Raw genomic sequence first — 26,083 nt, forward strand, 5'->3', positions numbered from 1 at the left:
ATCCCCTACTACCCGGTCTGGTCGATCACCCTGATCGCGCTGTACGGCACCACCATCTGGGCCCTGTGCGTGGTCCGCCGCGACACCCTCAACGAGTAGCCGGAAACAGGACCGCCGCACCGGAGTTCCGGCACCCCTCCCCTCCTGGGCGGGGTGCCGGACCGGCGTCGGGCGCCAGGGGTCACCGGGCTCGCTCAGTCACGGCCCGGCCCGATGGCGAGGAGATGCGTGCCCCAGGCGTCGAGATCGACGAACAGGCCGGGTCCGGTCAGTTCGTCCCCGGCGCGTACGTACCGCTCGCCGTCGAGCAGTTCGGTCAGCTCGGTCAGCCGCCACTCGTCGGAGCCCAGCTCCGGCCACGGCAGCCGGACCCGCCCCTGGGCCGGCCGCCCCGAGAGGTTGACCACGGTCAGGAACCGTCCGGCAGGGCCCGCCCAGCACCAGGTCAGCACGTTGCGGGCGGAGTCGTTGTCGGGCCAGCCCGCGCACTCCAGCAGCCGCCAGTGCCCGGTCCGCATGCCGCTGCGGTGCACGCCGGCCAGCAGCTTCTCGTGGAAGGCCCGCAGTCCGGCGTCCACCGGTTCGTCCGGACGCCGGTCCAGGAAGACGGGCAACCGGGTACGGCGCCCGGTGAACTGGCCCTCGTGCCACAGCGTCGCGCCGGGCAGGGTGGCGATCAGGACCGCCGCCGCGCGCTCCTTGGCGGGGTGCAGCGTCTGCGCGGCCCTGGGCTCGTCGTGGTTCTCCAGGAACCGTACGAGCTTGCGCTGGTAGGCCTCGTCCGCCGTCAGGTGCTGCCGCACCGACTCGGGGCTCTCGTTCAGGACCCGGTCGTAGAGGCGCTTGTCGTAGCAGAAGTCGAACCCCTGCTGCTGAAGGGCCCATTCGAGGTCCCAGTACGCCTCGGCGGCGAACGTCATGCCGGGGTGCCGCTGCCGTACGCCGTCGATGACCGTGGGCCAGAATTCGTCCGGCGGCGGGGTGCCGGCGCGCTGCCCCCAGGTGCGGGCGAAGATGTCGTTCATCAGCAGCATCGCCATGTCGCAGCGCACCCCGTCGCAGGCCTGCCCGATGCGGGTCAGCACGTCCGCGGTCGCGCGGCGCAGGGCGGGCTCGAAGGCGTTCAGCTGCACCACGTCCGGCCAGGGCGGGAAGAAGGGGTCGCGGCCGCGGGCGAGGACGGCGGTCCCGGTGTCGAGGTACGCGGCGGGGTCGCGCCGCGCGTCGTCGGCGGTGCCGCCCACGAAGTACTCGGGGTGCTCGGACACCCAGGGGCTGTCCGGGGCGACGTGGTTGGGGACGTAGTCCAGCAGCAGCCCGATGCCGCGGCTGTCGAGTTCGGCACGTGCGGCGGCCAGCCCCTCGGCGCCGCCGAGGGAGGCGTCGGCCTCGTAGCGCCGGATGCAGTACGGCGAGCCGGCGATCTCGTCCTCCCCGATGCCGGGTACGGCCTGGGCGAACGCGGTGCGCAGCGCCTGGTCCCACAGGGCGATGCCGCGGCCCTGCGGGCTGCGCTCCCACACCCCCATGAGCCAGAGGGCGTCGACGCCGTGCGGGGTGATCTCGTCCCACGCGTCCTTGGGCACGTCGCCGAGCCCGGCCGGACGTCCGGTGCGCTGCTGGATCTCGCGCAGCCATACCCGGGTGTTGACCTCGTACACGACGGGCTGCGCGGGCAGCTCGGTCATGGCTTCTCCTTCCGGCCCGGCTGCGTCAGGAAGTCGCCGGGCTTGAGCGTGCCGAAGAGCTGCATCAGGGCGGCGACCAGGCCCGTCCAGCCGGTCTGGTGGGCCGCGCCGATGCCGGCGCCGTTGTCGCCGTGGAAGTACTCGTGGAAGAGGATCAGGTCCCGCCAGTGCGGGTCGTCGCGGAACTTCTCCTGCCCACCGTAGACGGGCCGCCGGCCGTCCTCGCCGCGCAGGAAGAGGCGGGTGAGCCGGCGCGAGATCTCCTCGGCGGCCTCGTACAGGGTCATCCGGACGCCCGAGCCGGTCGGGCACTCGACGGTGAGATCGTCGCCGTAGAAGCCGTACAGGTTGAGCAGCCCTCGGATGACCAGCGCGTTCATCGGGAACCACACCGGGCCGCGCCAGTTGGAGTTGCCGCCGAACATCCCGGTGTCGGACTCGGCGGGCAGGTAGGACACCCGGTACTCCTCGCCGTGCACCCAGAAGGTGTACGGGTGCTCGGCGTGGTGGCGGGAGAGGGACCTGATGCCGTACGGGCTGAGGAACTCGTCCTCGGACAGGAGGTGGCCGAGGACGCGCAGCAGCTTCTTCTCGTCCAGGACGGACAGCAGCCGGGCGCCGCCGGCCACGCCCGCCTGGGCCGAGGCCAGCGTGACGGACAGGGAGGGGTGGCGGTCGGCGAAGCGGCGCAGGCGCTCGGACAGACCCGTCACCCGTTCCAGTTGCCGCGGGCGGAAGACGGTGGAGGCGCACAGCGGCAGCAGGCCCACCATCGACCGGACCTTGAGCCGTACGGCCTGTCCGTCGGGCAGGCGCAGCACGTCGTAGTAGAACCCGTCCTCCTCGTCCCACAGTTCGTCGCCGAGGTCGCCGACGCGGTCCATGGAGCCGGCGATCCACAGGTAGTGCTCGACGAACTTCAGCACCAGTTCCTCGTAGGCGGGGTTGTGCTCGACGAGTTCCAGTGCGATCTGCAGCATGGACTGGCAGTACAGCGCCATCCAGGCCGTTCCGTCGGCCTGTTCGAGCTGGCCTCCGGTGGGCAGCGGCGCGCTGCGGTCGAAGACGCCGATGTTGTCGAGGCCCAGGAAGCCGCCCTGGAAGACGTTGCGGCCGCCGGGGTCCTTGCGGTTGACCCACCAGGTGAAGTTCGTCAGCAGCTTCTGGAAGGTGCGCTCCAGGAACGCGGGGTCGGCGTGGCCCGTGGTGCGTTCCTCGATCAGGTGGACGAAGTACGCGGCCCAGGCGTGCACCGGCGGGTTGACGTCGCCGAAGTTCCACTCGTAGGCGGGGATCTGGCCGTTGGGGTGCTGATAGGAGCCCTCCAGCAGCAGTTCGAGCTGCTGCTTGGCGAACCGGTTGTCGACGACCGACAGGGCCACGGTGTGGAAGGCGAGGTCCCACGCGGCGAACCAGGGGTACTCCCACTTGTCGGGCATGGAGATGATGTCGTCGCCGACCATGTGGAACCACTCGCGGTTACGGTCGCCGGGCCGCGGCAGGCTCCACGGGTCGAGGCCGTGCTCGGACAGCCAGGTCTCCAGGTCGAAGCCGTAGTACTGCTTGGACCACAGCATTCCGGCGAGGGCCTGCCGCAGCACCCGGGCCTCGTCCTCGTCTGCTCCGCGCGGGGTCAGCTCGCGGTAGAAGGCGTCGGCTTCGGCGATCCGCTCCTCGAAGACGGCGTCGAAGCCGCGCGTCACCGACAAGGACGAACCGGTGGGCGCGAGCCGCAGCCGCAGGATCTCCTCGCCGCCGGCGGGGACGGACAGGGTGTAGTGCGCGGCCGCCTTGGTGCCCTCCGCGGCCGGGTTGACGGCTGCCGCCTCCCCGTCGACGACGGCGCGGCCGATGCCGTCCTTGACGTACGGCGTGCGGTTGGGCGTGCCGAACAGCCGCTCGTTGTTGCTCTCGTTCTCGGTGAACAGCAGCGGGACCGCTCCGGCGCAGCGCAGGTCGTAGCTGCCCAGTTCGGGGTGGACGGCCCGGACGGTCGCCGTCCGGCGCGGGCCGTCCGCCGCGGCCAGCCGCGGTGCGGCGGCGCCCTCCTGCCAGGACCAGGTGTTGCGGAACCACAGGGTGGGCAGCACGTGCGCGGTCGCCTCGTCGGGGCCGCGGTTGGCGACGGTGATGCGGATCAGGACGTCGTCGTCGGCGGCCTTGGCGTACTCGACGGTGACGTCGAAGTAGCGGTCGTCGTCGAAGACGCCGGTGTCGAGCAGTTCGTACTCGAACTCCTGCCGGCTGCGGGCCTGGTTGGTGGCCACGAGGTCGTGGTAGGGGAACGCGGCCTGCGGGTACTTGTACAGGTAGCGCAGGTAGGAGTGGCTGGGCGTGCTGTCGAGGTAGAAGTAGTACTCCTTCACGTCCTCGCCGTGGTTGCCCTCCCCGTTGGTCAGGCCGAAGGCGCGTTCCTTGAGGATCGGGTCGCGCCCGTTCCACAGCGCGAGGGCGAAGCACAGGCGCTGTTTGTCGTCGCAGATGCCGCCGAGGCCGTCCTCGCCCCACCGGTAGGCCCGGGAGCGGGCGTGGTCGTGCGGGAAGTACGACCAGGCGTCACCGCCCTCGCTGTAGTCCTCGCGGACCGTGCCCCACTGGCGCTCGCTCAGGTAGGGGCCCCACAGCCGCCGGCGGCCGTCGTCGGCCGGGCCGGGCCGTTCCGCGTTCGTCCGCTCGCTCATGCCTGCCTCCCTGCCTGCCGCCTGAACTGCGGCGGGCTCACCCGGCACCAGGCTGGGCGCCCGTACCGGGGCCTGCCTCACCTGCGGCGGGTGACGCGGCGGGCGGCGGGCCCTGGGTGGATGGGGGCGAGCCCGCCACCGGGCCCCGGGCCCGTCGTCGGGCCCGGTATCTCGCCCGTCAGCGCGCACGGAGGGAGTCCCCATGGCCGGCATCGGACCGGTACAGCTGCTGACCCTCGCGTTCGGACCCGACGCGAAGTTCGAGGGCCGCATCATCGAGGAGCTGGGTGTCCTGGAGGCCGGCGGGCAGCTCCGCGTCCTCGACCTGCTCTTCGTACGCAAGGAGCCGGAGGGGCAGCTGTTCGCCCTCGACTACCAGGCCGAGAGTATGGGCGACACCGTCGCCGCGCTGCTCGGTATCTCCGGTGACCGTCCGTCCGGGACGCGGCCGGACGCTCCGCCGCCGGACGGCGGCAGCGCCTTCGGTCTGTCCGCCACCCAGATCAGGGAGATGGCCGACGCGTTGGACGCCGGTGTCTCGGCGGCGTTCATCCTGCTCGAACACGTGTGGGCGACCGGGTTGAAGGAAGCGATCCGTGACACGGGCGGGGTGCCCGTCGCGGAGGGCTTCCTCACCCGGGAGGCGCTCGCACCCGTGGCCGCCGAGCTCGCGGCCGCCGCCCTGCGGCTGGGCGAGCCGGCCGCGGGCCCGTCCACGCCCGGCCGGTCGGCCGGCCGTTCCCCCAGGAGGCCCTGATGGCAGATCTCGTCGTACTCGGATTCTCGGACAAGGAGAAGGCGGAGGCGGTGCTGCGGCTCGCCAAGGACCTGGCCCGCCAGGAACTGCTCGACCTGGACGACGCGGCGCTGGCCTACCGGACGATGGACGGCAAGATCCATGTCCGCCAGTCGTACAACCCCACCGCGACCAGCGCGGCCGGTGGCGCCTTGTGGGGCACGCTGTTCGGGATGCTGTTCCTGATGCCGGTGTTCGGTGCGGCGGTGGGCGCGGCCACCGGCGCGGTCGCCGGCAAGCTCACCGACATCGGCATCAACGACGCCTTCATCAAGGAGGTCGCGAGCACCCTGGAGCCGGGCCGGGCCGCGGTGTTCGCCCTCGTCCGCCGCTCCACCCCGGACCGGGTACGGGAGGCGGTACGCCCCTTCGCGCCCAGCGTGATCCGTACGTCGCTGACCAAGGACCGTGAGGACGAGCTGGTCGCGGCGCTCCACTCGGTCTGAACACCCCCGTACGAAACGGAATTTCACCCGGGTGAGAACTTCACCCGGGTGAAACGGCGCCCGCCGCGCTGCCCGTGTCACCGCGCCCGTCCCACACTTGCCTGAGCCGCACCCTCCCGCTCCGAGAGCGAGGTGCCGCCCATGGACACGGGCCCTCAGGAACAGCGCGACGGGCCCTCGCCCGCGCCCGGTGCGACGGTGCCCGCGCTGCCGACGTGGCTGGTCCCCAGGCCCCGGCTGACGGACCGGCTCTCCCGGGGTGTGCTGGGGCCGCTGACCGTGGTCGTCGGCCCGGTGGGGGCCGGGAAGTCGGCGCTCGCCGTGGAGTGGGCGCACACCGGACGGTCCCCCGGACCGGTGGCCTGGGTGACGTGTGACGGCCGTGACGAGCAGCCCGGTGTCTTCTGGCCGCGCGTGATCGGCGCGTTGGGCGCCGTCGGCGCGGACGTGCCGCCGTCCGCCGCGGCGGCCGCGGGCCCGCTGCTCGTGGCCGGTCTGACGGCCGGGCTGGCCGCGCGGCGCGATCCGGTGGTGCTGGTCCTGGACGACTTCCAGACGGAGCCCGGCTCGCCGACCGCCGAGAGCCTGATCGGTCTGTTGCGGCACGCGGCTCCCGTGCTGCGCCTGGTGGTGCTCTCGCGGCGGGACCCGCCGCTGCACCTGCACCGTCTGCGGCTGTCCGGCGAACTGACCGAGCTGCGCACCGCCGACCTCGCCTTCGACGACCGGGAGACGGCCGCGCTGCTCGCCCAGCACGGCGTCGAGGTGTCCAAGCAGGTGGTGGGCGCCCTCAGGAAACGGGCCGACGGGTGGGCCGCGGGTCTGCGCCTCGCGGCCATGTCCATGGAGAAGCAGCCCAGTCCGGAGCGGTTCGTGGCGCAGTTCGCCGGCGACGACGAGGCGGTCGTCAGCTACCTCGTGGAGGAGGTCCTGGACGTACAGTCCCCGGGTATGCGGCGGCTGCTGCTGACGACGAGCGTCCTGGAGCACATGAACGCCGAGCTGGCCGCCGAACTCGCGGGCGAGGAGGCGGGGGGCCACTTCGCGGCGCTGGTACGGGAGAACTCCTTCCTCCGGCCCGCCGGGCACGGCTGGTACCGCTGCCACCGGATGTTCGCCGACGTGCTCCGGATGTGCCTGCGCCACGAGACGCCGGGGCTCGTCCCCGAACTCCACCGCCGGGCCGCCGGCTGGCTGGGGGACCACGGGCTGCTCGCCGACGCCGTACGGCACTGGCTCGCGGCGGGCGACCACGGGCGCGCCGGCCGGCTGATCGTCCGCCGGCTGGCGATCGGCCAGGTCCTGGGCCTGACCGGGGACCGCCTGCCGGACGAGCTGGTCCGGCAGCTGGCCGAGGCGCCGGAGGCGGCCGGCCCCGAGCCGACGCTCGTCGCCGCGGCCTCGGCCCTGGCCCGGGGCGACGACGCGGTCTGTGCCGGCTCCCTGCACCGGGCCGGGCGTCTCGTCGAGGCGCTGGCGCCGGACGAGGAGGACCGTGTCACCCACTGCCGTCTGACCCACGCCGTGATCCGCATGGCGCGGCAGCGCCACCGGGCTCCGGTCGCCGCCCGGCGCGCGGCGGCCGAGGCGGAGTCGCTGTGCGCACGGCTGCCGCGGGCGGTGCCGGCGGCGCATCCGGAGATCCCGGCACTCACCCTGGCGATCCGCGGGCACGGCGAACTGCGCGACGCCGGCCTGTCCGCGGCGGCGGTCTCCCTCACGGCGGGCCTGAAGGCCGCGTGCGCCGCCGGGAACGGTGTGCTGCGCCGGGACTGCCTCGTCGAACTCGCGCTGCTGGAGGTGCTGCGGGGGCGTTTCCGCGCCGCCGACGAGCTCGCCGCGCAGGCCGCGCAGCCGCCTCTCCCGGCGTGGACCGCGACCGACGGCTCCCGGCCCACCCTGCATGCCGTACGCGCCTGGATCGGCCTCGCGCGCGGCGAGCCCGCGCAGGCACGCCGCGAACTGGGGCTCGCGCGTACCGCGCTGGGCGGCGCGCCCGATCCGTTCGTCGCGGAAGTCTGCGCCCTGGCCGAAGGGCTCGCCAAGGCGGCGGACCGCAACGGGCTGCCGGCCGGCCGGATCGGCGACGCCGTGGCCGGCTCCCGGCTGCCCATGGGACTGCTGCGGGCGGTGGAGCCGGTGTGCGAGGCCGTGCTCGACTCGTCGGGCGGCTCGCGTACGCGCGTCCTGACGCGTCCCGAACCGCCCCGCCCGGCGCCGGCCCCGGCTCCGGTCGAGCGGCTCAGCGCGCGGGAACGGGAGGTTCTCGGCCGCCTCGCGCAGATGATGACCACCGAGGAGATCGCCACGGACCTGTACCTGTCGGTCAACACGGTCAAGACGCATCTGAAGAGCGTCTACCGCAAGCTCGCCGTGACCCGGCGGTCGGCCGCGGTGCGGCGGGCCCGCGAACTGGAACTGCTGTGACGGCCGCCGGTCCGGCGGTCCGCCGGGAGGCGGAGCGGCGTCTCCGCCTCCCGGCACCCCCGGCTACTTGAACTGGCCCGGCTGATAGTCGCCCGCGGGCTGCTGGACGATGACGTTCAGCCGGTTGAAGGCGTTGATGAGCGCGATCAGCGCCACCAGTGCGGAGAGCTGCTCCTCGTCGTAGTGCTTGGCGGCGTTCGCCCAGACGTGGTCCGGGACCCCGCCGGCCGCGTCCGCGATGCGGGTGCCCTCCTCGGCCAGCTCCAGCGCGGCGCGCTCGGCCTCGGTGAAGACGGTGGCCTCCCGCCACACCGCGACCATATTCAGGCGCACCGGCGTCTCACCGGCGGCGACGGCCTCCTTGGTGTGGATGTCGGTGCAGAAGCCGCATCCGTTGATCTGACTCGCGCGAAGACTCACCAGCTCCTTTGTCGCGGCGGGCAGCCCCGAGTCCGTGACGACCTGTCCGGCCGCGACGACGTGCTTCAGGAACTTGCCGGCGAGCGGGCTGCCGAAGAGGTTCAAACGGGCGTCCATGGTGGCTCCTCTGTCGTTGTCGATGACTGCACACCTATGACGGAGCGGCCCGGCGCGATGTGACAGGACCGGGAGTGACGTACGTCTCCTCCGCGGGTGCCCGCGCCCGTCCCGGCACCGTGACCGGCACGGCCTCCGCCGGGGCGGCGAGGCGACGCGGTGCTAGATGAGCCCCCGCTCCCGGGCCCGGTGCAGTGCCTCGACCCTGGAGTGGACGCCGAGCTTGCGGTAGACCGCGCGGGTATGACTCTTGACGGTGTTGTACGACACGAAGAGGTCGCCGGCGATCCGCCGGAGCGACACCTCCCCCTGAAGCCGCCGGAGCACCGTCAGTTCACGGTCCGTCAGCGGCTCGCCCGTCGGCGCCGGGGCAGGAGCCGGGGCGACCGGACGGTGCCGCGGCGCCGAGGCCAGGACCGCCATCGCCTCGTCCACCAGCGCCTCCGCGGTGCGCGGATCGCCCAGCTCTTCCGCGATCTCCATGAGGAGGCCGGCGATCCACACCAGGCAGGTCGTCACGGCCGTGTCCGCCGCCCCGGCGTCACCGCCCATTTCCCGTAACCGTCCGCGCAGGTCGGACACCCGAGCGGCCTCCCCCGGTACGTCCAGGTCCCGGTTCGCCGGCGCGGTACGGAGCGCGACAGGCATGTCCTCACCTCCTGGCGGCAGGCGGCACATGCCCAGACTCGCGTGGGACGGCTCGGTGCGGGAAGGGGCCTTACGGCCCTTCGCCGCGGGCGTTGTGCCCGCCGGAGCCGGCCGTCCCGGGCAGGCGGCGGACCTCCAGCAACTCCAGGCCCAGCGCCTGGATGCGGTCGAGGATGCCGTACAGCGCGGCCTGGTCGAGGCCGGCCCCGTACAGGACCGTCTCGGCCGGGCGCAGCCGGACCGTCAGCTCGCCGAACGCCGATGCCAGGGCAGCACCGACCCGGCCCCGGACCCGGATCTCGAAATCGCCGCCGCCGGACGGCGTTCCCGCTCGCTCGGGCCCCGCACCCGCCTGTGCGCCCATGGCGTCACCTCCGCTGCGGCGGCCTGGCCTCCCCGCCATTCTCGCCGGGCGGCGGAGCGCGGCCTCACCTCAGGGGGGTGACGGTGCGCCGGAGCCCGCCGGTCTCATCCTCCGCGGGTGAACCGGGCGCGGGGCCGCGCGGAGGATGCTCCGCCCACCGAAGAGGAGGTCCAGGCATGGCTGAGCAGACTTCGGCAGGACAGAGCCGGCCCCCCGCACCGGAGCCGCACATCCGCCCGCTCGCGATCGGCGGGGTCGTGTTCGCCGTGTGCATCATGGCCGTCATCGGCGCGTACCACGCGATCGCGGGCCTCGCCGCGATCATCGACCACAACTTCTACCGGTCGCAGCAGGACTACGCGTACGACTTCAGCATCAACGGGTGGGGGTGGCTCCAGCTGATCACCGGCATCGTCATCGCCACCGCCGCGTTCCACGTCTTCCAGGGCCGGACCTGGGCGCGCGCCGTCGGCATCGGGGTCGCGGTGGCCAGTGCGCTGGAGAACTTCTTCTTCACCCCGTACTACCCGGTCTGGTCGGTGATCATCATCGCGCTCGACGTCCTGGTGATCTGGTCCCTGGCCACCTACGGCCACCGGGAGGCCCACAAGGTCTACAACGCGCCGCTGTAGACCTCCCGTTCCCCCGCGAGGTCGCCCGGAGGAACACCGGCAGGCCCGGACACCGGCGACGGGCCGGGGGCCCGAACCGGCCCCCGGCCCCCTCGGCGGCACTCCCCTCCCCCGCCCGCCTCACACCGCCAGGGTGACGGCGAACCGGCCGTAGGGGCCGAAAGTCGCACCCACCAACAGGGAGTCCGCCATGTCCGAGGCCGAGCACACCCACCCCACACCCCAGGAGCGGGCCGCGCGCGGCCGGGCCGCGCGCACACTCGTACCGCGTTCCCGCCACGCGGAGTTCGCCCCCGCGGCGGACCGGCCCGAGCCGGTGGCCGTGATCGAGCGGCAGTCGGCGAGCAGGCTCCCGGAGCTGGTGCCGATCCGGTACGGGCGGATGCTCGAATCCCCGTTCCGCTTCTTCCGCGGGGCCGCCGCCATCATGGCCCAAGACCTGGCCGCCGCCCCGTCCACCGGCCTGCGGGCCCAGCTGTGCGGGGACGCGCACCTGCTCAACTTCCGGCTGCTCGCCTCCCCGGAGCGGCATCTGGTCTTCGACGTCAACGACTTCGACGAGACGCTGCCCGGCCCCTGGGAGTGGGACGTCAAGCGGCTGTCGGCCAGCCTCGTCATCGCCGGCCGCGCCAACGGCTTCGACGGGCCGGAACGGGCGCACGTGGTCCGGGAGACGGTCCGCTCGTACCGGGAGGCGATGGACGGCTTCGCCGGGATGCGCAACCTCGACGTGTGGTACACGCGGATCGACGCGGACGAGCTGTACGGCGCGCTGGGCGAGGAGTTGGACAAGCGGGCCCAGCGACGGGTCTCCCGTGCCCTCGTCAAGGCCCGCACCCGCGACCACCTCCAGGCCCTGGAGCGGCTCGCCCACGTCGTCGGGGACGAACTGCGGATCGCCCCCGACCCGCCCCTCGTCACGCCGCTCGGCGACCTCCTCCCGGGTGTCGAACGCGAGCGCCTGGAGCTCCAGCTGCGGGAGCTGGTCGACCGCTACGCCCGGACCCTGCAGGCCGACCGGCGCGCGCTCCTGGCGCAGTACCGCGTGGTCGACATGGCCCGCAAGGTGGTCGGTGTGGGCAGTGTGGGAACCCGCTGCTGGATATTGCTGCTGCTCGGCCGGGACGACGCGGACCCCCTCTTCCTCCAGGCCAAGGAGGCGCAGGAGTCGGTGCTCGCGCCGTTCGCGGGCCCGGCCCCGTCGGCGAACCAAGGGGAGCGCGTCGTCTCCGGACAGCGGCTGATGCAGACGACCAGCGACATGTTCCTGGGCTGGGAGCGGGTAGAGGGACTGGACGGACGGCGGCGCGACTTCTACCTGCGCCAGCTGCGCGACTGGAAGGCCATTCCGCGCACCGACACGATGACGCCCGGCGTCATGCTCCTGTTCGGCCGGCTGTGCGGCGCGACACTGGCCCGCGCGCACGCCCGCTCCGGCGACCGGATCGCCATCGCCGCCTACCTGGGCCGCTCCGACGCCTTCGACCGCGCGCTGGCGCAGTTCGCCGAGAGTTACGCCGACCAGAACGAGCGCGACCACCGGGCACTGGAGGAAGCGGCGCGCGCCGGCCGCGTGACGGCGAAGTCGGCGTGACGGTACGTCGGGGACGGCGTGACGGTACGTACGGACGTCCGGGTCAGCTTGACGGTACGTCCGGGAGGCCCAGCAAGCGCCGTACGGAACCGGTGTGGGCGAGCACCTGGCCCACGGCGATGCCGATCACGACGGTGGCGAAGAAGAGGATCAGCCAGGACAGCAGCGTGAAGACGGAGCCGAGCGGCCCGTACCGCTCGACGCTGCGGGACAGCGCGCGCGGCAGCCAGAGCCCGGAGAGCAGGGAGAACGCCACCACGCCCACCCCCGTCAGCAGCGCCCCCGGCAGCAGCGGCAGCCAGGGCAGACGCCCGGCGAGCAGCAGGTGCTGGGTCCACCACCACATCCCGACGGCACCGGCCACCTGGAGAGGCACCCCCAGGGTGGGGCCGGCGCCGAACGCCCGGTGCAGCAGCCCCTGATACAGGAGCGCCACGATCCAGACCACGAGCCACAGGGCCCAGCGCCACGCCACGATCCGCAGCCCGGAGTGCGGCAGGTGCCAGGAACGTTCGCACACCCGCTGGAGGACGCGGGTGAAAGCCGTGGCGGACACCAGGGCGACCAGCACGCCGACCGCTCCCCAGCTGTGCGGCGCCTGGTCCCGGCCGCCGTAGACCATGTCCACCTGGGCCAGGACGGGGCTGCCCGCGCCGAACAGGGAGCGCAGCGACCTCAGGAGTTCCTGCCGCACGGCGTACGGGCAGAAGGACGACACGGCGATGAGCATCGGCAGCGCGGCCAGGAACGCCTGCGCCGCCAGCCGGGTCGCGAGATCCAGGATGTTGACGCTCACCAGCTGCCGCACGACACGCCCCGCCAGCGGCCGGGCGGGACCGGTGATCGCCATGATGCTGCCCTCTCGCGGCAGGGGAAACCGGCCCGGCCAGCCTCACAGCCGCCCGTCGGCCGTGTGTCGCCCGCCGGGGGTGAGGAAGGGCGCCGTCCGACCGCCGGACTCTCTGTACCTACTGGTATGTATGCTTACTGCCGCAAGGACGCGGGACCGAAACCACCGGAAGGAGAACCACCATGCCCTTCGTCCGTATCGACGCCTCACGGGCCGACGGCGCGCGGCTCGACGCCCTCGGCCGCGCCGTCCACGAGGCCCTCAGGGAAACCCTCGGCATTCCGCCGGACGACCGGTTCCAGGTGCTGACCGGCCACGGCGGCGGCAACAGCGAGCTGCGCCAGGACAGTTATCTCGGGCCGGACCGTGACGACGGCGTCGTCTACATCGCGATCACGATGCGCTCCGGCCGGACCGTCGCGCAGAAGCAGGCGCTCTACCGGCGGATCGCCGAACTCGCCCACGCGCACGCGGACACGGAGCCGCGGAACATCTTCGTCACCCTGACCGAGAACGGGTCGGCCGACTGGTCCTTCGGGCACGGCCGGGCGCAGTACGTCGACGCCCCCGGCCGCTGACCGCGGACTTCGGTACGCTCCTCAGCCGCGCCCGCCGTCCGCGCCCCCACCGTCCGCATCCCCGCCGTCCGCGTCTTCGTCGGGCACCCAGCGCAGCACGTCGCCGGAGGTAACGGTGTATCTATCGATTTCCGATGGACACCTATCGGAAATCAATGGATTACGTCAGGCTGCCGCAAGGGTCACGCCGCAGGATTCCGGGGGGACTTGGCGGCGTCGGGCGGCGCGTCGCTCACGCCGTCGTCGAAGACCACGGTCAGCGGGTGCCTCCCGTCCCTGCCCGTGGTGCGCAGCCCTTCGGCGATACGGGAGTAGAAGGCGCTCGCCAGGGCCCAGGTACCGTCCAGGTGGCGGTCGTCGCGGGTCTGGCGCAGGGCGATGAGCGCGCCGATGACGGAGCGGCCGGACAGCACGGCCCGCACCCGGCCGTCGCCCTCGTCCGCCAGCTCGCAGGCGGCGTGGAAGTGCTCGTTGTCGGCGGCGCAGACAACGAGGAACTGCCACGTCTCGCGGTGACAGACCAGGGCGACCGAGCCGGTCTGGGCCGCCTTCAGCAGCAACACGCCGTGGTCCACGTCTTCCTGTGTCTCACGGCGGATGCACGCGTGGGCCGGGTAGTCGGCGGGGGCGGACGCCGAGTCGCCATGGGGCTCGCCGTCGGCTTCGTCGTCGGCGTCCTGGTGGAAGCCGTCCTCGTCACCCTCATCGTCCTCGTCGCCGTCCCCGAGCGGCGGGAAGGGCGGCTCCTGCCCGGCATCGACCGGCACCGCGTCCGATCCCGCCCCCGCCTCCGCATCCGCCTCGGCGTCCGTCTCCGCCCATGCGGCGTCCTCGCCCTGGCGCTCGCCGTCGCCGTCGCCAGCACCGGGCGGGTCCCGGTGATCGGCAGGCTCCGTACGGAACGCCGGATGCCGCGCCAGGGCGTCCAGCGACTCCCGGAGGCCGGCGATCGACTGCCGTACGTCGGCGAGTTCCTGCCGCAGCTGCGACACCGCCCGGCCCGTCTCCGCGGCGGCAGCGGCGCCACGGTCGACGCGGTCCCGGGTCTCACGGCTGTCACCGCGCAGATCCGCCGCTTCCGTGGCGAGGCGCTCCAGCACTTCGCGCCGCGCGTCGTCCAGGCTCCGGCCCAGCCCCGCGATCTCCTCGCCGAGCGCCCTGCGGGCTTGGAGCAGAGCCGACATGAGATCCTTGTTGCGTCCCACCAGCACCCCCGTACAGCACGTGTTCAGACGGATCAGGCGGAGATGCTGCCCGGGTGGGCCACACGTTGAAGCGCGCCGGACGCGGCCGGTGGGCCGCCCTGCCGCAACCGGCCGAAAATGCACTGCCGCAGGGGCAACTCCGCGCCATCGCACCGTACTTACGGCCGACCGACGCACACACGGACGCGATCGGGACACGCGCGTGAACGCCGCCGGCGCTCGGCGGCAGCACACCGTCCCCGCGAACTTCCGGGACAGCCGGCCCCGGCCGGGAAGGGGATCCCGACGGGGCCGGCCGGACGGCGACGCTCAGGCGTCGTCGCGCAGAGCGATCCTCGAAAGTGCCGCCCACAGTGCCTTGACTGCGACAGCGACGGCGAACCGTGAGGCCAGCTCCTTGATCAACGACCTCTTCTCCTTCGCGGCCATCTTGCACCTTCCTCTACTCCAGGCTCGCAGCGGAGCGAACGTGCCTCCGCTGCCAGGGTGAGTAAGGGGGCTCACCCTGCCCGGCGGAGGGTTGCCGGGCCCCGCAACACCCCCTGTGTCGCGGGGCCCGGCTTCCCCTTATGCGCCTGGAGTAAATAGGTGCATGGCGCGATGTTAGCGGCGCGGGCGGATAACCACACGCGTGCGTACAGGAGTTGGCGTACCGGAGTCGGCCTATGTACGCGATCGGCGAACGGGGGCCCGAGGCGCTCCGGCCGGGCACGCGGCCGCGGCCGTCCTCGTCGCCGTCGTCACCCTTGGCACCCTTGGCGCCCTTGTGGCCTTCGCCGTCCCCGGCGCTCCCGTCGTCCTCAGCGGCCGAGGACCATCCACTGGGCGGGCAGGTCGATCCGTACCCCGTCCGCGCGGTTCTCGGTCATCACCAGGTCGATCTCGCCGCTCGCCAGCACCGGCAGACCGAGTTCGCGGAAGAACCCGGGAACGGCGTCGTCGTCCGCCTCGGCCGGCGTCAGACCGTGCTCGAAGATCCGCGCCAGCTTGGGGGGCGGGCCGTCCGGGCCCTGGGCCGCGTGGGCCAGGACAGCCTTGGCCCGGGACAGCAGTTCGACGACGAAGGCGCGCCCGCGGGTGCCGGTCAGGGTGGCGACCGCGGCGGCGACCGCGGGACGGGCCTCCGGCTCGCTCTGGTGGATCACCGCACGCATATAGACGTTCGCGTCACCGACGCGCTCGTGCAGGCGCCGGACGGCGTCCTGGTCGGTGAGGTTCAGCTGCTCGTACCGCGCGGTGCGGCCGGGGTCGGCGCGCCGTGCGTGGGCGACCGCGGCCTCGGCGAGGTCCACGCCGACGGCCTCGCGGAAGTGGCGGGCCAGATAGCGGGTCTGGGTGCCGGTGCCGCAGCCCAGGTCGATCACGGGCAGCGCGGCGTCGGCGTACGGCGCCAGCAACGGCAGGTGGCGGGCGGCGCTCAGCTCGGCGTCGCAGTCGAAGATGGCCGCGCCCGGAGCCTGCGGCGTCCGGCGCCAGTAGCTCTCCCACGACTCCCGGTACCGCTGCGACACGTCCATGCACCCTCCAGGCTCCGGCGATACGTCCCTGCCCTGGATGATCCCCGTCGGACGGGTGCGGCAAGCGGCGTGCTCAAACGTTAACTCCGGTGCTCGGCCCCTTCCCACCCGCGCGGACGCTCCGTCACCCGGACACCTTCCCCCCCCGCCGTCATCTTGTCCCCCGTCCTCACCTTCCGCCGGACCCCGGGCCGAGACCGTTGAGCCGCGCCATCAGCAGCGCCACGTCGTCCTTGCGGCCCCCCGCCGGATTGAGCGCCCGGATGATCGTGTCGCAGGCGTCGTCCATCGAGGCGGCCGGGTGGGCGGCGCTCTCGCACAGGGCCGCGAGCCCCTCTCCGATGTCCTGGCCGCGCACTTCCACCAGACCGTCGGTGCACATCACCAGGCGGTCGCCGGGCGCCACGTCGCGGGTGACCGTCTCGAACGGTACGCCGCCGACGCCGATCGGCACCCCGGTCGGCAGGTCGAACAGCTCGCTGCCGCCGTCCGCCGCCCGCACCAGGACCGGCGGGAGGTGCCCGGCGTTGGCCAGGTGCAGCCGGGACGCGTGCGGGTCGTAGACCGCGTACAGGCAGGTGGCCAGATACCGTTCGCCCAGGCGCCGCGCGAGGTCGTCGAGGTGGCGCAGCAGCTGGGCGGGCGGCAGGTCCAGGGCGGCGAGGGTCTGCACGGCCGTACGGAGCTGGCCCATCTTGACCGCCGAGTGCAGGCCGTGTCCCATCACGTCGCCCACCACCAGCGCCAGCCGGGAGCCGGGCAGGGCGATGGTGTCGAACCAGTCGCCGCCCACCCGGCCGAGGCGGGCGCCCGGCAGGTAGCGGGTGGCGACGTCGCAGCCGGGCGGGTGCGGGTCGACGCGCGGCAGCATCCGCTCCTGGAGGGTTTCGGCGATGTTCTCCTGGTAGGTGTACATGCGGGCGTTGTCCAGGACGAGCCCGGCGCGCGCGGCGAGTTCGGCTCCCGTGGTGCGGTCCATGCCGGTGAACCGTCGGCGGCCTTCGCGGCGCAGCAGCACCATGAAGCCGAGCACCACCTGGCGGGCCTTGAGCGGCACGATGAGGATGGACCGGCCGTTGATCAGGGGGCGCAGGTCCCGCTTCTCGAACTGGGCGGAGATCCTGTCGCCCAGCTCGTCGCCGATGTGCGGGATCAGCACCGGTTCGCCGGTGACCATGCACTGGAAGAACGGGGTGTGTTCGGGGAAGGCGAGGGCTTCGCCGACCGGGACGGTGTCGTCCCATCGGCCGGGTTCGTCGTCGTGCTCGACCCACACGCGGTGCCAGACGGTGGTGACGTCGGGCGGCCCGTCCGGGAAGGCGTCGCCGGCCAGGACCTGGGCGCGCAGGTGCGTACCGGCGAAGTCGGCGAAGCGGGGCACGGCCGCGCTGGTCACCTCGCGGATGGTGACTTCCAGGTCGAGCGAGGAACCGATCCGGCCCGAGACCTCGTCGAGGAATTCCAGGCGTTCGCGCACCGCCGCGTGTTCGAGGTCGAGGCCGGTTCCGCCCGGGGGGCCACCGGACGCCGCGCCGCCCGGCGAGGGCCGGTGTGCACGGCGCCGCGCGTACTTCGGTACGCCCCAGTCGGCGGTGATCGGGACGCGATCCTCGCGGCTGATCTCCAGGACGGGGTAGCCCCACTCCAGCATCTGCGCCACGATGCGCGCGCCGCGGGCCGGTCCCATGCGGGGCAGGATGTCGGGCAGCCGCCGCGCCAGCGCATCCGCGCCGGGCAGCGCGGTGTGCCGGGCGAAGCCGCACCCGATCCGGTCGCCGTCGCCGCCCGTGTCCGCGACGGTGGCGTCGGCGACCAGCACCAGCAGCCGGTCCGGCCCCGGACAGACCAGCGGATACGACCACCACAGCACGTCGGCGGGCGGCCTGCCCGGACGGGGCAGGCGGGCTCGTCCGGCTCTCGGGTAGGCCACGTCGTCGGCCTCCGGCGGGGAAACCGGGCCGGGCGGCGCGACCGGCACCCCGGGGGAGAACGGAGCTTCCAACTGCGGGGGTCTGGAGCCGAGGACGGGCAGCCGTGCCCGCAGCGGGCTGCCGACGGCCTCGTGGCGCGCCACGCCGAGCAGCCGTCCCGCCCCGCTGCTCCAGTGCGACACCAGGCCGTCGCCGTCGGCGATCACCACGCCCAACGGCAGTCGTCCACGTTCCGCGGCGGCGTCTTCGGACGCCACGCCCTCACCCATGTACGTCGAACTCCTCACCCTGGTAAGGGCGGTGGCCGGCGTGTCACCGTCCGCACGCCCTCTGCCGCACTTCGCCAAACGGTACGGCCCGGCCACATCCGGCGACGGGGTAACGCCACATCACGTCACTTCCGTCAGCCGCGTACCACCCGTCGGCCACCGTGGTACCGCCCCGTCGTGCAGTGGGCGTGCCGAGACGGCCGGGTGCGGTCCGGTTGCCGTGCGAGGGCGTCCGCGGGCGGGCTCGCGGTGCCATGATGGACGCAGGGAAGAAGGACCGCGATGCCGATCCAGCGTCAGCTCCCCACCGCCGTGCAGCACCCCGTCGTCGCCTTGGTGGCCTCCGCCGGAGGGATCGAGGCGCTCAGCCGTGTCCTGGCGCCGCTGCCGGCCGCCCTGCCCGCGACCGTGCTGGTCGCCCTGCACCAGGACCCGCGGCGGGTCAGCCTGCTGTCCGAGCTGCTGGACCGGCGTACGGCACTGGCCGTCGAGGAGGCCGCCGACGGCGGCACGCTGATGCCGGGGACGGTCCTCGTCACACCGCCGGGTCACCACATGCTCGTCGCGTCCCCGGACCGCCTCGCCCTGATCCCCTGCGGCGACTTCCCGCCGGCCCGCCCGTCGGCGGACCTGTTGCTGGCCACGCTCGCGGTGACCTGCGGGCGACGGGCCCTGGCGGTGGTACTGACCGGCACCGGCACCGACGGGCAGGCCGGCATCCGGGCGGTCGCCCACGAGAACGGCACCGTCTTCGCCCAGGACCGGGCGAGCAGCCCGCACTCCGCGATGCCGCTCGCCGCGACCGCGACCGGCCTGGTCGACGCCGTGCTGCCGCCATCCGCGCTGGCCGCCCGCATCCGGGACCACGTGTCCGGTCTCCGCCCCCGGCCCACCGGAACGGGATGACAGCCGGGCCGACGCGCAGGGTGGGTGCGGGACACCCGGGCACGGCCCGCCCTGGCGGGGCCGGACGCGGTGGCGCAGCCTCATGAGGTCAGCAACCCTAGCCACTGGAAGGCACCGCATGACCCCGAACACCCCCACCCGTACGGCCGTTGACCCGGCTGCGGGTTCCCTCCCGGACCAGCACGGCCACCGGAACGCGGATGCCCCCTCCTCCAAGGTCGTCCTCATAACCGGCGCCAGCAGCGGCATCGGCGAGGCCGCCGCGCACCGGCTGGCCGCCGACGGGCACCGCGTGTTCCTCGGCGCCCGCCGCACCGGCCGGCTGGCGGAGCTGACCGGCCGGCTCACCGCCGACGACCGTACGGCGGCGTACCGGCGGCTGGACGTCACCGACGCCGCCGACGTGCGCTCCTTCGTCGACGCCGCGCGCGCCGCGTACGGACGGGTCGACGTCCTCGTCAACAACGCCGGTGTGATGCCCCTGTCGCCCCTGGAGGCGCTGCGGACCGAGGAGTGGAACCGGATGCTCGACGTGAACGTCCGCGGCGTGCTCCACGGGATCGCCGCCGCGCTGCCCGTGATGCGCGCCCAAGGGGGCGGACACTTCGTCAACATCGCCTCGGTCGGCGCCTACGAGGTCTCGCCCACCGCCGCGGTCTACTGCGCCACGAAGTTCGCGGTGCGCGCCCTGTCCGAGGGGCTGCGCCAGGAGTCCGGGGGCGACATCCGCGTCACCGTCGTCTCCCCCGGCGTCACCGAGTCCGAACTCGCCGACGGCATCGGCGATCCGCTGGCCCGGCAGGCGATGCGGGCCTACCGCTCCGTGGCGCTCCCGGCCGGGGCGGTCGCCGACGCCATCGCCTTCGCGGTCGCCCAGCCGGCCGACGTGGACGTCAACGAACTCGTCGTACGGCCGTCCGCGAGCGCGCAGTAGTCCCCGTACGACGGGGGCCGCCGGGCCCGTCCGGCCTCAGGTCAGCGAGCGGAGCCACCCGGTCAGGATGCGGTTCACCTCGTCGGGCCGCTCCTGCTGGACCCAGTGTCCGCAGTCCTTCAGCAGATGGGTGGCGGACAGGCCGGGGAGGGTGGTGGGGAAGGCCTCGATGGCGTCGGCCATCCATGTGGTGGACGAGTCGCGGTCGCCGCCGATGAAGAGGGAGGGCTGGGTGATCGGCGCACCGTCCCAGGCGGCGAGGTCTTCCCAGTCCCGGTCGGCGTTGCGGTAGCGGTTGAGGCCGCCGGTGAAGCCCGTACGCTCGAACTCCTCGGCCGCCACGTCGAGTTCGGCTTCGGAGAGCCAGGACGGGCGGACACCGCGCACGAACCGGTCGGACATCTTCTTGCCCGGCGGGACGAAGAAGCAGCTGGGGCTTCCTTCGGGGGCCATGGTGTCGGCGGACAGGCTGGCGTAGAAACCGGCCAGCCAGCCGCGGACGTCGGGCTCGATCTCCGCTTCCGCCCGGCCGGGCCGCTGGAAGTAGCTTACGTAGAACTCCTCGTCGCCGCCGATCATCCCGAAGGCGTCCGTGGGCCGGAAGCCGTTGCGGGGTGCGTAGGGCACGCCGAGCAGTCCCACGGCGGTGAACACGTCGGGCCGGAGCAGCGCGGTGTCGGCGGCGATGGTGGCGCCCCAGTCGTGGCCGACGACGGTCGCGGTCCGCTCCCCCAGGGCGTGGACGACCGCGACGTTGTCGGCGACGTGGGCCGTCATCCGGTACGCCGCCACGTCAGCCGGCTTCGAGGAGCGTCCATAGCCGCGGACGTCGACGGCGACCGCGCGAAAGCCCGCGGCGGCCAGGGCCGGGAGCTGGTGGCGCCAGGAGTGCCAGGTCTCGGGGAAGCCGTGGAGGAGCAGCACCAGCGGGCCGGTGCCCTGTTCGACCAGGTGGATACGGCCGCCGGGGACTTCCACCAGGCGGTGTTCGGCGTGGTGCGCGGGTCCGGTTTGGGTTCCGGTTCCGGCGTCGTTTCCGGTCCTGTTTCCGGTCGGGGTGGCTGCATCGGTGTGCTGGTGCATCGCGCTCTCCTCGTGCCGTGTGCCGCCGTTCGTACGGCGTCGCCGTGAGCATCCGGTACGTCCGGCGCCCGGCCCAAGGGTCTTTGCCGGTTCGGCAAATCGCGCGGGGAACCGTGCGGTCCGGGGCGCCGCACGCGATGTGCGGCGCCCCGGGCCGTACGGGCAACGGGGCTCGGCGTGTGGTCAGCGGCTGCCGGAGCCGACCGTCCCGGCTCCTGCTTCCGCTTCCGATTCCGCTTCCGCTTCCGTCAGGGACCGCAGTGACTTCGGCAGCGCCTGTGCGTGCACCACTCCCATGCGCTGGGTGGCCCTGGTGAGCGCGACGTACAGATCGCTGGTGCCGAATCCGGCCGGTTCGGCCACGATCACGGTGTCGAACTCCAGCCCCTTGGCCTGGCGCGGGCCGAGCAGGACGACCGGGCAGGTCAGGTCGGGGGCCGCGCCGGTGGACACGTCCGGCAGGGCGGCGGACAGCGCCGCGGACAGCGCCGGGTGGTGGGAGCGCGGCGCGATGACCGCGATCCGGCCCTCCCCCGCGCCGTCGGCCGCCGCCCGTACGACCGCGTCGGCGACCGCGCGCGGCAGGTCGTCGGCGGCGGTGCCGAGGGCCCAAGGGCGCACGCCGGTGGAGCGGATCGAGCGCGGCGGTTCGAAGGCGGCGTCCGTGGCGAGCGGTACCGCCGCGGCGACGTCCATGATCTCGCTCGGTGTGCGGTAGTTGACGCCCAGCCGGACCAGTTCCCAGCGGTCGTCCACGTACGGCGCGAGGATCGCCTCCCATGTGCCGCAGCCGCCCGGCTCGGCGGTCTGCGCCGGGTCGCCGACCAGCGTCATGGAGCGGGTCGGGCAGCGGCGCATCAGCAGCCGCCACATCATCGCGGACAGCTCCTGCGCCTCGTCCACGATGATGTGGCCGAAGGCCCAGGTGCGGTCGGCCGCCGCCCGCTCGGCCGCGCTGCGGTGGTCGGCCTCCTCGTGCCGGTCCGCGAGCCGGTCCGCGTCGATCAGGTCGTGCGCGGCCAGCACCTCGGAGTCCTCGTCGTCCTTGTCCTCGAACTCCTGCGTGCGGGAGCCGTAGGAGAGGTCGAGCACGCCCTGGGCGTACTTGATCCGCTCCTGACGCTCCGCCTCCTCGGCCGCGCGGGCCGCGGAGTCGTCCTCACCGAGGAGTTCGGCGGCCTCGTCCAGCAGGGGGACGTCCTCGGGCGTCCAGTCGTCGCCCTGCGGCCAGGGGCCGTGGTGGCCGGGCGTCCGGCGGATGGCGTCCGCGTCGGCGTCCGGGAGGTGCACGGGGTCGGCGAGGAAGTCGGCGACCAGCTGCTGCGGGGTGAGCGAGGGCCACAGCTCCTGGATGGCGGCGTGTACGTCGGGGCTGGCCGCCACCCCCTTGCCGAGCTGGGCGATGTCGTCCGGGCCGAGGAGGTTCGGCCCGCCGTACGGGTCGGCGCCGATGCGGTCGGCGAGCTGCGCGGTGAGCGCGTCGATGACGTGGAACGCGAAGTACGGGCGGGCGAGGTTGTGCGGCAGCCGGGTGGTGCGCGCGTGCGCGCGGGCGGTGGCGGCGATGTCGGCGTCGAGCAGCAGTTCGCCGTCCTCGTGGTCGATGACGAGGGCGGGGTCGGGCAGGGCCTGCCGGTCGTGTACGTACCGGGCCAGCGCGTCCGCCATCGCCGCGCCGCCCTTGACCTCGGCGGCGCGCACGGTGTCGGTGCCGGTCGCGGTGACGCCGGGGAACAGCTCGGCGGGCGTGGCGAGCAGGACGCCCGTCTCGCCGAGCGCGGGCAGCACCTCCTCGATGTAGCCGAGGAAGGCCGGGTTGGGGCCGACGATCAGCACGGCGCGGCGGGCGAGCTGCTCGCGGTGCGCGTACAGCAGGTACGCGGCACGGTGCAGGGCGACGGCGGTCTTGCCGGTGCCCGGCCCGCCCTCCACGACCAGGACGCCGCGGTGCGGTGCGCGGATGATGCGGTCCTGTTCCGCCTGGATGGTCTGCACGATGTCGTGCATCCGGCCGGTGCGGGCGGCGTCGAGGGCCGCCAGGAGGACGGCGTCCGCGTCGCTGCCCTCGTGGCCGGTGCGTTCCGTGTCGCCGAGGTCCAGGATCTCGTCGTGCAGGGCGGTGACCCGCCGTCCCTGGGTGGTGATGTGGCGCCGGCGGCGCAGGCCCATGGGGGTGTGGCCGGTGGCGAGGTAGAACGGGCGGGCGACGTCGGCCCGCCAGTCGATGACCATCGGCGTACGGTCGGCGTCGTCGCGGCGGATGCCGATGCGGCCGATGTGGCGGTCGGCGCCGTCCCGGAACGCGAGCCGGCCGAAGCACAGGCCGTTCTCCCCGGCGTCGAGGGCGGCCAGCAGCCCGGACTGCTCGGCCACGGTCACGTCGCGTTCCAGCCGTGCCTGGAAGTTGTTCCCCTCCAGCGGCAGCGCCCGCTGTACGGCGGACTCGGCTCCGGTCCGCAGTTCGGCGAGGCGCTCGTAGAGCAGATCGGTGAATTCCTGCTCCTGCCGCAATTCCTCGTTTGACAATTCGACCCCGCTCCGATATCGTGTCCTGTAGTGGTGGACCGTGTATTGAACATTCTCAAGGCATGGAAACGCCCAATATACGCAGAGAAAGACCCCGGCCGTCAATACGGACCGGGGATTTTTGTTGTGCGCGAGGCGCCCGGCACGCCCTCTTTCGCCCGGCCGGCAATTCCTCTCCTTCCACTGCCGCCCCGACGGCGCGCACTTGTGACCCGCTCGCACAGTCCCGGCCCCGAACCACGTTGCAGAGAACTGTCTGCAGAGAAGTCTATGCAGAGACTCCTCTGCAACCCTACGCTGCTGCCATGCCCGACCAGCCCGAGCACACCACCGAGCCCCCCGCCCACCACCGCGCCGCACGCCCCGCCCGCCGCATGGACGCCCGCAGCCTGCGCGGGCTGGCCCACCCGCTGCGGATGGGCATCTTCGAACTGCTCACCCTCGACGGCCCGGCGACCGCCACCCGGCTCGCCGAACGCCTCGGGGAGAACACCGGCACCGTCAGCTGGCACCTGCGCCACCTCGCCGAACACGGCTTCATCGAGGAGGAGACCGGGCGCGGCACCCGACGCGAGCGCTGGTGGAAACGGGTCGGCGTCACCAATGACCTGAACACCGCCGATTTCCGCGACGACCCCGACTCCCGGGGCGCCCTCTTCGTCTATCTCCACGAACTCGTGCGGCAGTACTTCAACCGGGTCACCGACTACGTCAACGAGGACTGGGACGACACCTGGCGGCAGGCCGGCACCGTCGCGGACTGGCACGACCTGCGGATGACACCCGAGCAGCTCAAGGCGCTCAACGCGGAGCTCTTCGAGGTGATCGCCCGCCACGCACCCGCCCCGGACGCCGTCCCCGCGCCGGACGCGCTCCCCGTCGTCGTACAGCTCCAGTCCTTCCCGCGCGAAGAGCGGGGCGGCACATGAGCCGGGACGCGGAGCGGCCCGTGAGTCTGCTGCGGCGCCATCGTGACTTCCGGCTGCTGTGGTGCGGCGAGACCGCCGGCAAGTTCGGCGCCTCGGTGACCGGCGTGGCGATGCCGCTGATCGCCGTGGACACCCTGCACGCGGGGCCGTTCGAGGTGGGGCTGCTGAGCGCCGCCGCCTGGCTGCCGTGGCTGGTCATCGGTCTGCCGGCGGGCGCCTGGGTGGACCGGGTGCGGCGCCGGCCGGTCATGCTGGCCGCCGCAGCGGTCTCCGGTGCGCTGTTCGCCGGTGTGCCGGTGGCCGCGTGGTGCGGCCTGCTCAGTACGGCGCTGCTGCTGACCGTCGCCCTGCTGACGGGGGTCGCGGCGGTGTTCTTCCAGACCGCCTACACCGCCTATCTGCCGAGCATCGTTGCCCCCGACGACCAGGCCGAGGGCAACGCCAAGCTGCACGGCAGCGCGTCCGCCGCGCAGGTCGCCGGGCTCGGTTCCGGCGGGCTGATCGCGCAGGCGGCGGGGGCGGTGAACGCCATGTTCGCCCAGGCCGCGACCTTCCTCGCCGCACTGTCGTGCCTGGCGGGCATCCGGCATCGCGAGCCCCCCGTCCGCCGCGTGGAGCGGCGCCCCGGGGCACTCGCCGGCGAGGTCGGCGAGGGGCTGCGGCTGATCGCCGGGGACCCCTGGCTCCGTACGCTGACGCTGTTCGGCGCCGCCTCCAACCTGGCCCTGATGGGGTACCAGGCGGTCCGGGTGGTCTTCCTCGTCCAGAGCGTCGGTCTGTCCCCCGCGGTCGTCGGCGGACTGGCCGCGGCGACCGGCGCCGGGGGTGTGGCCGGTGCCTTTCTCGCCCGCCGGGCCGCCGCGCGGGTGGGAACGGCCCGCGCGACGCTGCTGTTCGAGTTCGGCCTCGCCCTGTTCGCCCTGCTCATCCCGCTGACCACGGACGGCGCCGGAACCGTGTTCTTCATCGCCGGCGGCTGCTGCGTCTCCGCGGGCGTGGTGGCCGGAAACGTGATCAAGGCGGGCTTCCAGCAGCGCTACTGCCCGCCGCACCTCCTCGGCCGTGTCACCGCCGGTTCGACCTTCGTCAGCTACGGCACGATCCCGGTCGGCTCGCTGCTCGGCGGCACGCTCGGTTCCGCGCTCGGTCTGCGCGCGGCCATGTGGATCACCACGGCGGGTATTCCGCTGGCCGCCGTGTTCCTGTTCTGTTCGCCGCTGCGGCGGGCCCGTGACCTGCCGACTTCCCGGCAGGAGCCGCAGGGTGACGGGCTGTCGGCCGAGGGCGGAGGGGAGCCGGCGACGCCCCGGTCGTGACGGACCCGGGGGCACGTCGGGCACGCGTCCGGCGCGGGGTGCGCGGCCGCCCCGTACCCGTCCGCGCCCGTACCGAGTTGGTCCAGACCTATTGACGGTCCCGGCGGGCCACCCTACGGTTCGGGCAACGCGACGCCCGGATTCTCAGCCACCCCCCGCGCACCACCAGCACCACGCGTCGCGCGCTCCCATGCTCCACCGGTCCCCCTCCCCAGTCACCGCCGGC

At 73.3% G+C, this 26,083-nt stretch carries 21 protein-coding genes; 10 read left to right on the forward strand and 11 right to left on the reverse strand.

Annotated features, from left to right (window positions below; genetic code table 11):
- Nucleotides 1–194: 194 nt before the first annotated feature.
- Both ACFV57_RS28920 and ACFV57_RS28925 read right to left on the reverse strand, forming a co-directional pair.
- Nucleotides 195–1,688 (reverse strand): alpha-amylase, encoded by a 1,494-nt coding sequence (locus ACFV57_RS28920; protein WP_385238264.1) that lies wholly within the window; start codon nucleotides 1,686–1,688, stop codon nucleotides 195–197.
- Nucleotides 1,685–4,369, reverse strand: a complete 2,685-nt coding sequence (locus ACFV57_RS28925) for a glucosidase (RefSeq protein WP_385238265.1) — start codon at nucleotides 4,367–4,369, stop codon at nucleotides 1,685–1,687. Before ACFV57_RS28925 ends, ACFV57_RS28920 begins: the two co-directional genes overlap by 4 nt.
- 202 nt (nucleotides 4,370–4,571) lie before the next feature.
- Between ACFV57_RS28925 and ACFV57_RS28930 the strand changes: the two genes are divergently transcribed.
- The 3 genes from ACFV57_RS28930 (at nucleotide 4,572) to ACFV57_RS28940 (ending at nucleotide 8,038) form a co-directional block, all read left to right on the forward strand.
- Nucleotides 4,572–5,126 (forward strand): DUF1269 domain-containing protein, encoded by a 555-nt coding sequence (locus tag ACFV57_RS28930; RefSeq protein ID WP_385238267.1) that lies wholly within the window; start codon nucleotides 4,572–4,574, stop codon nucleotides 5,124–5,126.
- Nucleotides 5,126–5,611, forward strand: a complete 486-nt coding sequence (locus ACFV57_RS28935) for a DUF1269 domain-containing protein (protein WP_385238268.1) — start codon at nucleotides 5,126–5,128, stop codon at nucleotides 5,609–5,611. Before ACFV57_RS28930 ends, ACFV57_RS28935 begins: the two co-directional genes overlap by 1 nt.
- A gap of 141 nt (nucleotides 5,612–5,752) precedes the next feature.
- Nucleotides 5,753–8,038: a LuxR C-terminal-related transcriptional regulator gene (locus ACFV57_RS28940; protein WP_385238270.1), complete on the forward strand. Its 2,286-nt coding sequence runs from the start codon at nucleotides 5,753–5,755 to the stop codon at nucleotides 8,036–8,038.
- 63 nt (nucleotides 8,039–8,101) lie between these two features.
- On the opposite strand, the gene ACFV57_RS28945 is transcribed toward ACFV57_RS28940, so the two are convergent.
- The 3 genes from ACFV57_RS28945 to ACFV57_RS28955 all read right to left on the reverse strand — a co-directional run bounded on the left by ACFV57_RS28945 (nucleotide 8,102) and on the right by ACFV57_RS28955 (nucleotide 9,587).
- Nucleotides 8,102–8,575 (reverse strand): carboxymuconolactone decarboxylase family protein, encoded by a 474-nt coding sequence (locus ACFV57_RS28945; RefSeq protein WP_385238271.1) that lies wholly within the window; start codon nucleotides 8,573–8,575, stop codon nucleotides 8,102–8,104.
- Nucleotides 8,576–8,737: 162 nt separating this feature from the next.
- Nucleotides 8,738–9,223, reverse strand: a complete 486-nt coding sequence (locus ACFV57_RS28950; RefSeq protein ID WP_385238272.1) for a response regulator transcription factor — start codon at nucleotides 9,221–9,223, stop codon at nucleotides 8,738–8,740.
- Nucleotides 9,224–9,293: 70 nt separating this feature from the next.
- Entirely contained in the window at nucleotides 9,294–9,587 is a 294-nt protein-coding gene (locus ACFV57_RS28955) for a hypothetical protein (protein WP_385238274.1), read from the reverse strand.
- 176 nt (nucleotides 9,588–9,763) lie between these two features.
- Here ACFV57_RS28955 and ACFV57_RS28960 point away from each other — a divergent pair, with 176 nt between their 5' ends.
- Nucleotides 9,764–10,219, forward strand: coding sequence for a hypothetical protein (locus ACFV57_RS28960; protein WP_385238275.1), 456 nt, complete (start codon nucleotides 9,764–9,766; stop codon nucleotides 10,217–10,219).
- Between the two features lie 190 nt (nucleotides 10,220–10,409).
- A complete protein-coding gene (locus tag ACFV57_RS28965; RefSeq protein WP_385238277.1) occupies nucleotides 10,410–11,813 on the forward strand; it encodes a DUF2252 domain-containing protein in 1,404 nt (467 codons plus the stop codon).
- A 43-nt stretch (nucleotides 11,814–11,856) separates the two neighbouring features.
- Here the strand turns inward: ACFV57_RS28965 and ACFV57_RS28970 are convergent, their stop codons facing one another.
- On the reverse strand, nucleotides 11,857–12,663 hold the full coding sequence (locus ACFV57_RS28970) for a YhjD/YihY/BrkB family envelope integrity protein (protein WP_385238278.1): 807 nt from the start codon (nucleotides 12,661–12,663) through the stop codon (nucleotides 11,857–11,859).
- A gap of 182 nt (nucleotides 12,664–12,845) precedes the next feature.
- On the opposite strand from ACFV57_RS28970, the gene ACFV57_RS28975 reads away from it, so the two are divergent.
- Complete coding sequence (locus tag ACFV57_RS28975; protein ID WP_385238280.1) at nucleotides 12,846–13,241, forward strand: tautomerase family protein; 396 nt, start codon at nucleotides 12,846–12,848, stop codon at nucleotides 13,239–13,241.
- A 182-nt stretch (nucleotides 13,242–13,423) separates the two neighbouring features.
- Here the strand turns inward: ACFV57_RS28975 and ACFV57_RS28980 are convergent, their stop codons facing one another.
- The 3 genes from ACFV57_RS28980 to ACFV57_RS28990 form a co-directional block, all read right to left on the reverse strand.
- Complete coding sequence (locus tag ACFV57_RS28980) at nucleotides 13,424–14,425, reverse strand: hypothetical protein (RefSeq protein WP_385238281.1); 1,002 nt, start codon at nucleotides 14,423–14,425, stop codon at nucleotides 13,424–13,426.
- Between the two features lie 821 nt (nucleotides 14,426–15,246).
- Nucleotides 15,247–15,963, reverse strand: a complete 717-nt coding sequence (locus ACFV57_RS28985) for a class I SAM-dependent methyltransferase (RefSeq protein ID WP_385238282.1) — start codon at nucleotides 15,961–15,963, stop codon at nucleotides 15,247–15,249.
- Nucleotides 15,964–16,132: 169 nt separating this feature from the next.
- Complete coding sequence (locus ACFV57_RS28990; RefSeq protein WP_385238284.1) at nucleotides 16,133–18,163, reverse strand: SpoIIE family protein phosphatase; 2,031 nt, start codon at nucleotides 18,161–18,163, stop codon at nucleotides 16,133–16,135.
- A gap of 282 nt (nucleotides 18,164–18,445) precedes the next feature.
- Between ACFV57_RS28990 and ACFV57_RS28995 the strand changes: the two genes are divergently transcribed.
- Both ACFV57_RS28995 and ACFV57_RS29000 read left to right on the forward strand, forming a co-directional pair.
- Nucleotides 18,446–19,069 (forward strand): chemotaxis protein CheB, encoded by a 624-nt coding sequence (locus ACFV57_RS28995; protein ID WP_385238285.1) that lies wholly within the window; start codon nucleotides 18,446–18,448, stop codon nucleotides 19,067–19,069.
- A gap of 118 nt (nucleotides 19,070–19,187) precedes the next feature.
- Nucleotides 19,188–20,003, forward strand: coding sequence for an SDR family oxidoreductase (locus ACFV57_RS29000; protein WP_385238287.1), 816 nt, complete (start codon nucleotides 19,188–19,190; stop codon nucleotides 20,001–20,003).
- Nucleotides 20,004–20,039: 36 nt separating this feature from the next.
- Here ACFV57_RS29000 and ACFV57_RS29005 read toward each other — a convergent pair whose 3' ends face one another.
- On the reverse strand, nucleotides 20,040–21,086 hold the full coding sequence (locus ACFV57_RS29005; protein ID WP_385238288.1) for an alpha/beta fold hydrolase: 1,047 nt from the start codon (nucleotides 21,084–21,086) through the stop codon (nucleotides 20,040–20,042).
- A 183-nt stretch (nucleotides 21,087–21,269) separates the two neighbouring features.
- A complete protein-coding gene (locus ACFV57_RS29010) occupies nucleotides 21,270–23,597 on the reverse strand; it encodes a HelD family protein (RefSeq protein WP_385238388.1) in 2,328 nt (775 codons plus the stop codon).
- Nucleotides 23,598–23,917: 320 nt separating this feature from the next.
- On the opposite strand from ACFV57_RS29010, the gene ACFV57_RS29015 reads away from it, so the two are divergent.
- Together ACFV57_RS29015 and ACFV57_RS29020 are read left to right on the forward strand one after the other, a co-directional pair.
- Complete coding sequence (locus ACFV57_RS29015; RefSeq protein ID WP_385238290.1) at nucleotides 23,918–24,541, forward strand: helix-turn-helix domain-containing protein; 624 nt, start codon at nucleotides 23,918–23,920, stop codon at nucleotides 24,539–24,541.
- Nucleotides 24,538–25,857: an MFS transporter gene (locus tag ACFV57_RS29020; protein ID WP_385238291.1), complete on the forward strand. Its 1,320-nt coding sequence runs from the start codon at nucleotides 24,538–24,540 to the stop codon at nucleotides 25,855–25,857. The genes ACFV57_RS29015 and ACFV57_RS29020 overlap by 4 nt, the downstream gene beginning before the upstream one ends.
- Nucleotides 25,858–26,083 lie beyond the last annotated feature (226 nt).

It is taken from the genome of Streptomyces sp. NPDC059788, from assembly GCF_042732265.1.
In the GTDB taxonomy this organism is placed as follows: domain Bacteria; phylum Actinomycetota; class Actinomycetes; order Streptomycetales; family Streptomycetaceae; genus Streptomyces.